The sequence below is a fragment of the Amycolatopsis speibonae genome, from assembly GCF_042647925.1.
GTDB lineage: Bacteria > Actinomycetota > Actinomycetes > Mycobacteriales > Pseudonocardiaceae > Amycolatopsis > Amycolatopsis speibonae.
On record NZ_JBHRWK010000098.1, the window covers coordinates 29,350 to 42,004 of the forward strand.

A 12,655-nucleotide genomic window follows, 5' to 3' on the forward strand; every position below is an offset into this window, starting at 1 on the left:
CGGGGTTACCTCGTGCCGCGGCGGCCCGACGAGACCACTGCCGGAACCGGTCCGCCGTTGATCACGAACTGCGACCCCGGCTCACGGACGACGTCACCGCCCGCCGAGTTCGTGATCGTCACGTTCGTCAAGGTCGCGCTGCCGCGGGCGCCGCTCATCGCGAGAATACCGGCTCCGTTGTTCGACTTGTCGATCTTGACGTCTGCGACGGCCGCCGTCACCACGCCGCCACCCGTCTTGAACTGGATGCCGTCGTAGGTCGAGTCGTGGATCTCCGTGTCCCGCAGGACGACCCCGGGAATGTCCTTGCCCTGCGCGAAGAACGTGATCGCGCCGAACTCCTGCTGCTCGCCCCAGAACACCCCGCCGCAGCGGTACAGGGCGTTGTTCGCGATGAGCGTCTGCCCGGAGAACGGCAGCGGATCGTGATCCGTCGCCAGCATGATGCCCGGATAGTTCATCGTGTCGTGGACGATGTTGCTCTCGATCTTGTTTCCGTAGCCGCCGTAGATCGCGATCCCGTTGGCACGCCAAGGAAGCTGGATCGTGTTGTTGGCGAACACGTTGTCGTGCGCGATGTCCTGTGAAGTGTCCTTCACGTACTGGTTCGCCCACACCGCGAGCGAGTCGTCACCGGTGGTGCGGAACGACGAGTTGAACACCTTCGAGTTCCTGGTGCCGTTGGTGAAGTTGATGCCGTCGGCGTAGGTGTTCCGGATGCGCATGCCGCTGAACTCCAGGCCGTCGGCCGGACCCCAGAGCGCCGGGAGGTTGCTGTAGTCCCGCCCGACCCACACGCCGACGTTGGCGTGCTCGATCCACACGTTCGAGATCTTCGTCCCGGTGCCGAACCGGCCGTTGAGGCCGACGCCTCCTTCCGCGCCACCGTCACCGCCCCGGATCCGGCCGGAACCGAAGATGGCGATGTCGGAGATCTGGGTGTTCTTGTCGATGTCGAAGCCGAAGTTCCCTTCGTGCGGGTGGTTGATGCCGCCTGCGTTCTGCGGCTCGATCTGCGAGTACAGCTGCGAATGCCACATCCCGGCACCGCGGATCGTCACGTCGGAGATGCCGATCTGGTTGTACTGGCCGCCGCCGTTGGGCACGTTCGGGTCGTCGGTCAAGATCTTCTTCTCCTGCCGCCACTGCCCGGCCGGGATCCAGACGCAGCCGATCACGCCGTTCTGGTCGTCGGTCACCGCGCGCTGGATCGCGGTCGAGTCGTCGTTCCCGTCGTTCGGCACCGCGCCGTACTCCGTGATCGACACGCAGTTCGACGGCTTCTCCGCGGCGGGCGCGACCTGCTCCAGATCGATCATGTCGACGATGTAGAACGCCGCGTTGTCACCGCTGTCCCGCTGCAGCTTGAACTTCGTGCCCGGCGGGTACGACCGGGACAGCAGCGCGTGCGACTCGTCGAACAGCCGTCGCGCGTTGGCCTGCGGGGTGTTGGTCAGACCTTCGGGGTCGTCGGTGCTGCCGTAGAGCCAGCTGTGCTTCGACGACAGCGTCAGCTTCTGCGCGAAAGTCCCGTTGACGTACAGGCTGATCGTCGCGTCCTGCCCGCCACCACCGGGGGCGTCGGGGATGGAGTTGCGCACGACGATCGAGTTCGCCTGGTTCGACGACGTGAACTCGACGTACTGGCCCTGGTCCGCCAGCCGCACGGACTCGCGGCCCGAGGACTCGGTCGCGAAGTTCGTGTGGCCGAAGGTGCGCAGCGGGTCGGCCTCCAGCAGTTGTCCTTGGTACTGCGCGGCTTCCGCCTCGTACTCGACGTACGGGACAGCCGCGCCGCGGCCGGCCACGATCGCCCGAGAGAGGCTGTTATTGGCTTCGTTGGTCTCCGTGACCGTGCCGGTCGCGTCGGCCGTCGCGGTGAGGGTCGCGCCCCCGTTGGCGGCGGTCCACGTACCCGAGATCGCGACGTTCGCGGTGACGCCCGCCTCGATCGCGCCGGTGGCGCCGGTCAGCGTGGCGCCTCCGACGACCAGCCGGGTCACCGAAGCGCCCGCGCCGCTCGTGCCCCGGTTGTGCACCGCGACAGTGAACGACACGGCCGAACCGACCGCCGGATTGGGCGGGTTGGAGGTGATGCCGGTGACCTCGAGGTCGGGTCCCGGCGACTGTGCGATGACCAGCGACGTCGGCGAGGTGAACGTGTTGTTGGTTTCGTTCTGCTCGGCCACCGTGTTCGCGGGGTCGGCCGAGGCGGCCACGCTGTACGTGCCCTGGGGACGCGTACCCGCGTTCACCGTCACCGTGGCGGACGCACCCGCGGCGAGAGCCGGGACAGCCGCCTCACCGACGACGGTGCCGCCGAGACTGACGTTCACGGTCGTCGCGCCCGCGTTCGCGGTGCCGGCGTTCTTCACCGTGGCAGACACGGCGAGCTGACTGGTCTCCGTCGGGTTCGCCGGTGTCCAGGTCGTGCCGGTGACGACGAGGTCCGGATTCGGCGCCGGAGTGCCGGTCACCTGGAACTCCGCGACTTGACCGCCGGGGGCGCCGGAGTTGGCGAAGAACTGCAGACGCACGTCCGACGCACGTCCGCTGACCGGGATGACCACCGAGTTCTGGTTCGTGGCCGGGTCGAAGCGATGGTCCGCCCGCGCCGTCAGGGCGGTGAACGCGGTGGCGCCCTGCGCGCGGCCGAGGATCTCGAAGTTCTGTGTCCGCGCGCCCCAGACGGCCTCCGGGGCGAGCTTCACCACGACCGAGTCGACCTCCGCGTCGACCCCGAGCTTCACCGTCAGCGAGTTCGGATAGCCCGCGGCGGATTCCCAGTACGTGGCGGTGTTGTTGTCGTTGGCGTTGGCTGCGACGAACGAGTGGACCGTCGAGGTGGCCTCGATCGGCTTGCCCGCCGCCAGGTTCGCGCCCGCGCTCGTCCCGGAGCGCACGACGTGGTCGCTGTCGCCGGATTCGTTGCCCGCCGCGTCCTTGGCCCGCACGAAGTACTCGACCCGCGTCCCCGCGGGCCGGGCCTCGGCGAACGAGGTGCCGGTGATCGTGGTGACCGGTGTGCCGTCGCGATAGACGGTGTAGCCGGTGACGCCGACGTTGTCGGCCGAAGCCGACCAGGTCAGCCGGAGCTGCCCGGCGGAGGGCTCGGTCAGCGCGAGATTCGCGGGCGCGCTCGGCACCTGAGCGTCGCCGGTGTCCGGCCCGTACAACTCGAACTCCGAGAGCTGCGCGGCAGGCCATCGCGTGTTCGCGGTGACCTGCAGCCGCACATAGCGGGCCGACGCGGTCATCGGGATCGTGACCGTGTCGGCGCCGGGGGCGAACGCGTAGCCGGCCGGGGCGGCGAGGTCGGTGAACGCCGTGCCGTCGGCGCTACCGCGCACTGCCAGCGTCTGGGTGCGGGACTCCCAGCCCGACGGCAGTTTCAGCACGATCCGCGAGAGGGATTTGGCCGCCCCGAGGTCGGCCTGGATCCACTGCGGGAACGCGTTGTTGGCCGATTCCCAATAGCTGTCCTGGTTTCCGTCGACGGCGTTCGCGACGGGATAGCCGGGCAGCGCGCTGCTGGCCGACATCGTCCGGGTCAGCGGCACCTCCGCGAGCGCGGCCTGTCCGGGTGGGGCGGCGGTACCCGGGGGTGGCCCGCTCGCGGCGGAAGCGAGGGAGAGCCCGGCGACGGAAAGCCCCGTGGCCAGGAAACCGGCGATGATCCGGGACAGGCGCATACGTGTCATGGCGTCTTCTCTTCTTTGAGACAGCGGGGAGGGAGCCAGAGCCGTTTGAGCATGCAACAACCCGGGGACCGAATGCAAGAAGTTGACACGTTTCAGAAATTTTGCGACTACTTTCAGAGTACGCCTGGCCGACGGCTTCAGTGCACGCTTGTGCACTTAAAGGCAGCCTGGCCGCGCTGAGTCGCGGCACCGGTCCCTCCGTGACACATCAGTGCCATCGGCACTCCCGTGCCGATGACGCTGGTCCCGTGCCGCCCGGCGCGGGCTTCTCCCGTCTTTAGTCGCTATCAACGGTCGTATCCGCTTGCCTAGCATGGGAAAACCGGCGTCGGATCCGGCCGGGCGACCCCTGGCGATCCCGCCGCGGTCGAAAGCGGCGCGCCGTCGATTCCCCTTCTTTTCTGTATTTCCCTGCATTGGAAGGCACCATGCGCATCCGAGGTCTCCTCACCGCACTGCTGTGCGCGGCCGGGCTCATGACGGTCGCGCCCGCCGCCGGCGCGGCCCCCATCATCGACGGCGGATACGCCCAGTCCGGCCCGTGGGCCGCCATGATCGAGCAGAACGGCTCGCAGTGGTGCTCCGGTTCGATCATCAGCGCCCGCTGGGTGCTCACCGCCCGGCACTGCATCGACGAACCCGGCGCCGAATACTCGGTCCGCGTGGGCGATGTCGACCACCGGGCCGGAACCTACGCCGCGGTCGCCGCCATCCACACCCCCTCCGGCGGTGCCGACATCGCGCTGCTGCGACTCGACCGTTCGGTCAGCACGACGTACGCGTCCCTCGGTACTTCCGTCGCCACCGGTGACACCGAATACGTTTACGGCTGGGGCTACAACGAAGACGGTGACCTGCAGCGCTACCTGAAGGTCGCCCAGATGAAGGTGACCAGTGTCGGGAATGGACTGATCAAGGCGCGCCGGGGCAACGGGCTGACCAACGGCGGCGACTCGGGCGGACCGGTCTTCGTCGGCGGCAAACAGGTCGGCGTGCACATCGCCGGCAACAAGGTGGACAGCTCGACGCACACCGGCATCGCGGCGAACCGCACTTGGATCCGCGACACCTCGGGCGTCTAGCGGTGACTCCCCCGGACGGGCTCGGCGCGCAGCTGGCCAGACTGGGCCTCGGTGAGACCGCCGCCCGGATCTACCGCCGGATGCTCGAAAGCGCGCCCGTGACCGCCGGGGAACTCGCCTGGCGGGACGACGACGCGGAGACCGTCCACCTGGCGCTGAAGGAACTGGCGGACGCGGGGCTGGCGGTGTCGTCCGGAGTGGACGGTACCGAATTCCTCCCCGCGAACCCCGGTGAGGCGCTCGCCGCGCTGACCACACGACGGCAGGCCGAACTGCACGACGCGCGGCTCGCGGTCCAGACCGCGTACCGCGCCTTCCGGCGAGCGCATTCGGGGATGCCCCACGCGCAGGATCTGCTCGAAGTGGTCACCGGCGACGCCATCCTCCCCCGGCTTCAGCATCTCGCGACCACGGTGCGGCACCAGGTCCGCCGTCTCGATTCCCCGCCCTACTTCACCGGAGGCCGCCGGAACCTGCTGGAAGAAGAGCAGCTGCGGCGCGGAATCGGCTACCGCTGTGTCTACAGTGGAGCGTCGATCGGCGACCCCGGCTACCTCGCCGCGAACATCCTGCCGTGCCTGCGAGCCGGTGAACAGGCACGGCTGCTGCCCGAACTCCCGGTGAAACTGACGCTTTTCGACGACCGGGCGGCCACCATCGCGCTGACGATCCGGGAGGCCGATCGCAACCAGTCCATCGTGATCGTGCGCCCTTGCAGCCTTTTCTCCGCACTGGAGGGATTGTTCGAAACTTCCTGGGCCGCGGCGCTTCCGCTCGACCGGCAGGGGCGGACGGCCGAGCAGCCGATCCGGCCGATCGAACGCGAACTGCTGATCCTGCTCGCCGCCGGGCGCAAGGACGACGAGATCGCCGCCGAACTCGGCGTCAGCAGGCGCACCCTGTTCCGCTATCTGGAAACCCTGATGGACCGCGCCGGTGTCTCCAGCCGGTTCCAGCTGGGAGTCTTCGCCGCCCACAACAGCTGGCTCTGACACTGTCGGCGCAGGTTGCGTTTGTGTTGCACATCACATTGTCACTGCACGCTCTCGGTCGCCGAAGACGGCGTCGTGGCCCACCCAGCTGACCCGGAACAGGCCCGGCCGGAACTCCGGCCGGGCCTGTTTTCCTGCCACCCTCACTCGGATGGGGTCACCCTGACAGCTCATCCCCGCTGCGCGGAACGCGCGAAGAGCGGAAGGTGATCTTGAAAGGAGGGCGGCATCATGGGGAATCACCGACAGCACAACGGCACCGCGTCGCTCCGGATCGCCACCGCCGGCCTGCGGGTTTGCGCGGTCGCCGTCGCGGTCGCGGCCTGCGCCTGGCTCGCGCTGTGGCTCGCTTTCACCCTCTGAGCCCGGCCGTCCCGGGCTGAGCTTCCGGCGGGCTTCCGGGTTCCGGCAGCGGGCGGTCCGGGCCCGGATCGGGGACGCGCTCAGGCGCCCCGGGGTCCGGTAGCGGCTCGGGCCTGCCAGGGTCCGGCACCGGCTCGGGGATACCGGGATCGGGCACTCCGGGGTCCGGCGGCATCGGGTTCGGCGGCGCCGGAGGAGCGGTCATTCCAGCCTTGGTCATCGCTGTACCTCCTGCTCACGCCACTACCCGCTCCGTCATCGGCCGAAACGGACCGCTACCCCGTTTGGGTGGCGATCCAGTCCGCGATGGCGTCCGCGCGGGACGTCGTCTCGACCCCGGCGTGCGGGCAATCCGGCCCCGTGGCCTCCAGCGAGACCAGGGCGCCGCTCTTGCCGCCCGGGACGAAGTACGGTGCGCCCGAGTCGTACGTGCAGGCGCTGGTCGTGATCGACGGCGCCGCGCCGCGGACGCCCACCGTCGTCGGGGCCACCGTCGCCACCTGCACGGTGCCTTGCTGCATCCGCGTCGCCGGAGCGGGATTCGTCGAGGTCAGGCTGCCCCAGCCCGCCAGGGTCAGGTGGAGGCCGACCTGGGGAACCGCCCGGTTCACCGTCAGCGGCGAAACCGTGGTCACCGGGGTGTCCAGCCTGATGAGGGCGACGTCGTTCTCCTTCGCCTGCAGCACTTCGGTCGCCTTGCGGGCCACGCCTGATTCGGTCGCTTCGTCGACGAGACCCAACGTCACCGTCGTCGGATACGGCGCCTTGCCCGAGACCCGCTTGCGGTGCGCGTCGTGGAAGCAGTGGCCGGTCGTGATGACCCAGCCGGGCGCGATCAGCGCCCCCGTGCAGAAACTGCTGTAGGTCGAACCGTCCGGGCGAGGGATTTTCGTCATCGCGATCTTCGCGACGAACCCGAATTGTCCCGGTGGGACATCGGTGCCGTGGGCGACGTCCGGCGCGGCGAGCGCGGCCGGAGCGGTGGTGATGGTCAGGACAGCAGCGGCCAGCAGGGCGCGCAGACGCAATTTTCTACCCTTCGTCGATGAGGTGATCCGAGGCTAGGACCCCCGCCCGACAAGGGGAATTCCCCGACCAGGTGTCACCCGATGGCACGCCGGACGTCGACGGGTTCACCGCGGCGGGCGAGCCAGTGCCGATAGGTGTGACTGCTGTCGGTGTCGGACCGGTAAGCCGCCTCGGCCGCGGCGATCAAGACCTCGCTGTTCCCGCCGAAGGCTCCTTCGGTGCTCCAGGCGATCAGATACCGCATCCACAACGGATCCCCCGCGAGGCAACGGATCGTGACTCCGGGCGAGGCGGGAAAGGTTACCTGGCAAGGGGAAATCGCCCGGCCCGCGGCGATCAGGCGTTGCAGTGGCCGGAGTTCCGTGCTCCGGTGCGCGACCTGCGGCCGGAATCCCACCCGCCCGCAGGCCTCCTCGAAGCACTCCGGCCAGCCGGCGCCGTCGGACGGCCCGAGCACCCACCGTTCCCCGGCGAGGTCGGCGAGGTCGATCTCGGCGCGGTGGGCGGCCGGATGGTCCGCGGCGATCGCCACGAACACCGGTTGCGTCGCCAGTGGCCGCGTCGCCACCCCTGGCGCCGGCGGCAGGACGTGACCGGGATAGTCGGCGACGACGGCGGCGTCGAGTTGCCCGCCTGCCACGAGATCCAGCAGCCGCAAGGGCGAGAACTCCGTGGTCACCGAAACCGCTTGCCCCCGGCCGGAGTCACCGAGGCGGTCGGCCAGCTCGACGACCATCGAACCGCCGATCCCACCCAGCGCGACAGGACGTTCCTCCCCGTCCGCCAGCCAGCGCGCCGCGTCCCGGTGCAGCGTGTCCGCCGCGGCCAGGACGGCCCGCGCCCGGACGAGCACGCATTCGCCGAACGCCGTGGGGAAGACTCCGTCCCTGCCGCGGACGAACAAAGTTCCGCCGAACGCGCGCTCGATCCGTTGCACGGCGGCGGTCAGCGCGGGCTGACTGCTCCCGATGCCGATCGCCGCACGCGTGATGCTGCCCGCGTCGGCCACCGCGCACACCACTCGCAGATGACGTAACTCGACGTCCATCACGCGGACCTTATGGCCACTTGGGATGTGCCGGAAGCCGTCGAAAGTCGGGATCGTTTTTCGTACTCCTCTTTTCTCCCCTTCCCCGCAAGGAGTACGCATGCGACGCGCATGTCTCATGGTCGCGCTGACCGCCGTTCTCGTCGCCGGATTCACGCCCGCGACGGCGTCGGCGGCTCCCCGGTTCACGACGTCGATGGAGGCCTTCGAACCCGGAGGGAGCATCACCCGGGTGGAGGTCACCCGGCCGTCCTCGGACAGAACCGCCGCACCACAACTGATCGCGAACGCCGCCGCGGTGACCCCGATCGAGACCAACGGCCCCAGCGAGACCACTTTCGACCTGGTCTTCGTCGGCGACGGCTACACCTCCTCGCAGCTGGGCACGTACTCGCAGCACGTCCGCTCCAGCATCGCGGCGCTGTTCGCGATCGAGCCGTACAAGAGCTATCGCAAGCAGTTCAATCTCTGGCAGGTCGACGTCGTCTCCGCCCAGTCCGGCGTCACCAACGACCCGACCCAGGGGGTGCGGCGCAACACCGCGCTGGGCTCGTACTTCTGGTGCGGCGGTATCGAACGGCTGTTGTGCGTCAACGAAACCAAGGCGAATCAGTACGCCGCGGCCGCACCGGACGTCGATCAGGTCATCATGCTGGCGAACACCACCAAGTACGGCGGAGCGGGCGGCGGCGTCGCGACCTCTTCGGGCGGCAACATCCAGGCCAGCCAGATCGTCGCCCACGAACTCGGGCACTCCATCGGCGGGCTGGCCGACGAATACGACTACGGCACCTGCGAAACCCGTGAACCCCAGGAGCCCAACGCGTCCGCGCTCACGGCCGCGCAGATGCGGGACCGCCGGGCCAAGTGGCACACCTGGCTCGGCAAGCCCTCCCCCGACGGCGGCACTGTCGGCGCCTTCGAGGGGTCCCGCTACTGCAAGACCGGGATGTACCGCCCCAGCGTGAACTCGCTCATGCGGACACTCGGGCAGCCCTTCAATCCGCCGAGCACCGAAGCGATGATCGCCGGCTTCCACCGTGAAGCCGCTGCCCGGCACTGATTTCCTGTCATGGTCACCGGGCCGGGCCGCCGGCGGTGTCGGCGAGCCCGGTCGCCATGTCCCGCATGAAGCGGCGGAGATACCAGCGGAAGATCCACGCGTTGCCCCGGCCGACGCGATACGTTCCGTGCCAACGGATCCGTGTCCCGCCGCCGGGTGTTTCGCACAGCTCGACAGCGGCCTGGTAGTCGACCATCACCGGGACGTCCACCCCCTCGTAGGCGAACCGACGTTCGGGGTCGAGAGCGGTGATCCGCTCCTTGGTGACCGTCTTGCCGGTACGGAAGGCGCGGATCGCGCCGACGCCGTCGCGTCCGTCGGCGGAAAGTCCTTGTGACGCACCGGCTTCCAGGGAGCCGACCCGAGACCAGACCGGCCAGCTTCGGGCGTCCAGCAACAGGGCCCACACCGCGGCGGGCGGCGCTGTCGATTCGGCGGTGACGTCGTACGACCGCACTCCAGAACTACTCACCCGGTCACCCTAGGAACGCGCGGCCGGGGTCACCATGCGTGAGATTGCGGGACCTCGGTCAGGAATTGCGGTACTCCGAGGGGCGTGATCCGGTGTGCCGAAGGAAAGCGGCCGACAGGGCTCCTGGAGTGGCGAACCCACAGCTGCGCGCGATCTGAGCGATCGGGAAGCCGGTGCCGCGCAGCAGCCTTCGCGCCTTCTCGATCCGGAGCCTGCCGAGATACCGGTGTGGTGCCTCACCGGTCTTTTCCTTGAAGACCCGGATGAAGTGATAGACGCTCAGATGTACTTCCCCGGCGATCTCGGCGACGCTGAGCGGCTCGGCCAGCCGTTCGCGCATCATCGCGACGGCCGAGCGGACCCGGTTGTCCTCCCGCCCCGTGCCGGGCTGCTCCGGCTTCCGCGCGTGCCGGGTGAGCAGATGCACGGTGAGGAAGGCGGCCGCGGATTCGGCGTACAGGTCGTCGTTCTCCCCCGCGTTCCCGACGGCCCGGACCAGCTCACCGAGCAGCGGGTCTCCGGCGGCCACGGACGCCGCCATCGCCTCGTGGTCCACCACGCGGCCGCCCAGCCGCTCCGCGACCGACTCGACCGTGGTGCCCGGGAGATGCACCTGCAGGCTGCGCATCGACCCGTCCCCGCGGTACCGGCGTAAGACCGGCCTGCCGGGAACGGCGAGTTCGAGCCGCCCCGGCTCCCAGTGATGGCGTTTCCACCGGCCTTCGCCGCGTGTCTCCATCACCGCCCGTCCCCGCCAGCGGCAGGACCAGGTGCAGATCCGCCGTGGCGGGCAGGCTCAGGTCCTCGACGACGGGAACGTGGTCGAATCGCTGGACGAGCAGGGACTCCCAGCCGGAATCCTCCCAGCTGCACGAGGTCCGCCGGACACAGCGGGACATGTCGAAACCGGTGTACGGCTGAAGGTCGAATCGCTCGGAGTCGAACACCACGGTTTCGAGGCTAGCCGAGCAGCTCCTTCACCCGAGGGATGACCTGTTCGCCGTACAGCCGGATCGAGTTCAGGCGCTGCTCGTGCGGAAGCGCGCCCGCCCCGTACTTGAGCTGGAATCGCGACAGGCCAAGGGTCCGTACCGCCCAGGCGATCTTCTGCGCGACTGTCTCCGGTGAGCCGACGAACAGCGCGCCGCGCGGCCCGGCCATGCCGTCGTAGTCGGCCCGGGACATCGGGCCCCAGCCCCGTTCGGCGCCGATCTTGGCGAAGGCGGCCTGGTGATGCGGGAAGTGCTGGGCCACCGCGAGTTCGTCGGTCTCGGCGATGTGACCGGGGCTGTGCATGGAGATCGGCAGCTCCTGGTGTCCCGCCTCCTTCAGCGCGCGGCGGTACAGGTCGGCCAGCGGCGTGAAGCGCTCCGGAGATCCGCCGATCACCGCCATCACCAGCGGCAGGCCGTACGCGGCCGCGCGGACCACCGACTGCGGGGTGCCGCCGACGCCGACCCAGGCGGGCAGGCTGCCCGCCTCGGTGACCGGGTAGGCCTGCGCGCCCTCGAGCGCGGGACGCACGGTCCCGGACCAGTCGACCGGCTTCTCCCCCTGCAGATGCGTGAACAGATCGAGCTTCTCGGCGAAGAGCGCTTCGTAGTCATCGAGCGAATAGCCGAACAGGGGGAACGACTCGGTGAACGAACCCCGCCCGAGGGTGACCTCGGCGCGTCCCCGGGAAACTGCGTCCAGCGTAGCGAACCGCTCGTAGACGCGCACCGGGTCGTCCGAGCTGAGCACCGTGACCGCCGTGCCCAGCCGGATCCGCTCGGTCTGACCGGCGACCGACGCCAGGACGACGTCCGGCGACGACACCGCCATCTCGGCGCGGTGGTGCTCGCCGACGCCGAAGTAGTCCACGCCCACCTGGTCGGCGAGAACGCCTTCGGCCACGACCTGGCGGATGGCCTCGGCCTGGCTCACCGGCTGGCCGTCCGGGCCGTTCTCCACGTCACCGAAGGTGTCCAGGCCGAAGGTCGGCGCCTGCCGGGTACCCAGGATCTCGTAACCCATGTCCAACTCCTCAAGTAGTTGAACGCTCAAACGTCGGGCGCGGTGATCGTATTCCGCACCGCCGTCCGGGTCAGACGCCGGCGATGTCGCGCGCCAGCTGGCGCGCCTCGGGCAGGGTGAACTTGCCGGTGATCTGGGTTTCCCCGCCGGTGATCGCGGCCTGGATCGACGGCGCGGTCAGCACCCGGCTCTTCAGCACCATCGCGACCTGCTTGCCGATGTTCCCCGCGGTCCAGTCGGCCCACGTCCGCGAACCCGCGTCAGTGAAGCTGAGTCCGACGATCGAACTGCCCGTCTGGGCATCGAGCCGGGCGTTCGCCTTGCTGAGGTCGGCTCCGGTGAGGAAGGCCGGTCCGAGCACGTACTTCGTGCCCTGGACGCGGTCGCAGCCGACCAGCGGGAGCGCCGGATCGTCACGGCCGTCCAACGGGTCCGGCCCCGGCGAGCAGTCCAGCGCCGCCGCTGCGGCCTGCTGCTCGGCGGGCTCCGTGCTCTGGCGGTTCGTCGCCGCGCCCGTCGCCGGACCGGGCGGGAGTTCGGCCAGGACCGGCCGGAACCGCAACCGGGAGCCGTCCTTGACCGCGAAACTGTCGCCTTCGGGTTCAGGTTGGCCGGAAACCCCGGACTGACACCCGGTGACGCCGAGCAGGACCAGGGCGACCGCACCACAGAGGATTCGCACGGGGTCATTCTGTCGTGTTCGGCGTCCTCATGGGAGCGAAACGCCCCGCCTGCCGGAGGAAACGGCGCCGGTCCGGTCCGTGAAGGCCTCCTTGCCTACCCTGAAGAGGCTGTTGCGTTTTCGGATTGGGGTTCGTTGGTGTTGGTGGGGCGGGGCCGGAGGCCCTGCCCCATCACACTGTCTGGGGCTGGGTGGTGGTGAAGAGGC

At 69.3% G+C, this 12,655-nt stretch carries 12 protein-coding genes; 4 read left to right on the forward strand and 8 right to left on the reverse strand.

Annotation, left to right across the window (positions count from 1 at the left end; translation table 11 throughout):
* Positions 1-5: 5 nt before the first annotated feature.
* Positions 6-3,701 (reverse strand): CARDB domain-containing protein, encoded by a 3,696-nt coding sequence (locus ACFOSH_RS39885; protein WP_378246251.1) that lies wholly within the window; start codon positions 3,699-3,701, stop codon positions 6-8.
* Positions 3,702-4,129: 428 nt separating this feature from the next.
* Between ACFOSH_RS39885 and ACFOSH_RS39890 the strand changes: the two genes are divergently transcribed.
* The 3 genes from ACFOSH_RS39890 (at position 4,130) to ACFOSH_RS39900 (ending at position 6,138) form a co-directional block, all read left to right on the forward strand.
* The gene (locus ACFOSH_RS39890; protein ID WP_378246253.1) at positions 4,130-4,783 is read left to right on the forward strand and encodes a S1 family peptidase; all 654 of its coding nucleotides are present in this window, start codon (positions 4,130-4,132) and stop codon (positions 4,781-4,783) included.
* A gap of 2 nt (positions 4,784-4,785) precedes the next feature.
* On the forward strand, positions 4,786-5,775 hold the full coding sequence (locus tag ACFOSH_RS39895) for a helix-turn-helix transcriptional regulator (protein ID WP_378246255.1): 990 nt from the start codon (positions 4,786-4,788) through the stop codon (positions 5,773-5,775).
* Between the two features lie 231 nt (positions 5,776-6,006).
* A complete protein-coding gene (locus tag ACFOSH_RS39900; RefSeq protein ID WP_378246257.1) occupies positions 6,007-6,138 on the forward strand; it encodes a hypothetical protein in 132 nt (43 codons plus the stop codon).
* Here the strand turns inward: ACFOSH_RS39900 and ACFOSH_RS39905 are convergent.
* The 3 genes from ACFOSH_RS39905 to ACFOSH_RS39915 all read right to left on the reverse strand — a co-directional run bounded on the left by ACFOSH_RS39905 (position 6,128) and on the right by ACFOSH_RS39915 (position 8,215).
* Complete coding sequence (locus tag ACFOSH_RS39905; RefSeq protein WP_378246259.1) at positions 6,128-6,358, reverse strand: hypothetical protein; 231 nt, start codon at positions 6,356-6,358, stop codon at positions 6,128-6,130. The two genes, ACFOSH_RS39900 and ACFOSH_RS39905, sit on opposite strands and share 11 nt — an antisense overlap.
* A gap of 55 nt (positions 6,359-6,413) precedes the next feature.
* Positions 6,414-7,166, reverse strand: coding sequence for a S1 family peptidase (locus ACFOSH_RS39910; protein WP_378246261.1), 753 nt, complete (start codon positions 7,164-7,166; stop codon positions 6,414-6,416).
* 74 nt (positions 7,167-7,240) lie between these two features.
* Positions 7,241-8,215 (reverse strand): LysR family transcriptional regulator, encoded by a 975-nt coding sequence (locus ACFOSH_RS39915; RefSeq protein ID WP_378246263.1) that lies wholly within the window; start codon positions 8,213-8,215, stop codon positions 7,241-7,243.
* 100 nt (positions 8,216-8,315) lie between these two features.
* Here ACFOSH_RS39915 and ACFOSH_RS39920 point away from each other — a divergent pair, with 100 nt between their 5' ends.
* Positions 8,316-9,278: a M64 family metallopeptidase gene (locus tag ACFOSH_RS39920; protein ID WP_378246265.1), complete on the forward strand. Its 963-nt coding sequence runs from the start codon at positions 8,316-8,318 to the stop codon at positions 9,276-9,278.
* 13 nt (positions 9,279-9,291) lie between these two features.
* On the opposite strand, the gene ACFOSH_RS39925 is transcribed toward ACFOSH_RS39920, so the two are convergent.
* The 4 genes from ACFOSH_RS39925 to ACFOSH_RS39940 all read right to left on the reverse strand — a co-directional run bounded on the left by ACFOSH_RS39925 (position 9,292) and on the right by ACFOSH_RS39940 (position 12,448).
* Positions 9,292-9,735, reverse strand: coding sequence for an SRPBCC family protein (locus tag ACFOSH_RS39925; RefSeq protein WP_378246273.1), 444 nt, complete (start codon positions 9,733-9,735; stop codon positions 9,292-9,294).
* A 73-nt stretch (positions 9,736-9,808) separates the two neighbouring features.
* Positions 9,809-10,489, reverse strand: coding sequence for an AraC family transcriptional regulator (locus tag ACFOSH_RS39930; protein WP_378246275.1), 681 nt, complete (start codon positions 10,487-10,489; stop codon positions 9,809-9,811).
* Positions 10,490-10,710: 221 nt separating this feature from the next.
* Entirely contained in the window at positions 10,711-11,766 is a 1,056-nt protein-coding gene (locus ACFOSH_RS39935) for an LLM class flavin-dependent oxidoreductase (protein ID WP_378246267.1), read from the reverse strand.
* 70 nt (positions 11,767-11,836) lie between these two features.
* Entirely contained in the window at positions 11,837-12,448 is a 612-nt protein-coding gene (locus ACFOSH_RS39940) for a SecDF P1 head subdomain-containing protein (RefSeq protein ID WP_378246269.1), read from the reverse strand.
* Positions 12,449-12,655 lie beyond the last annotated feature (207 nt).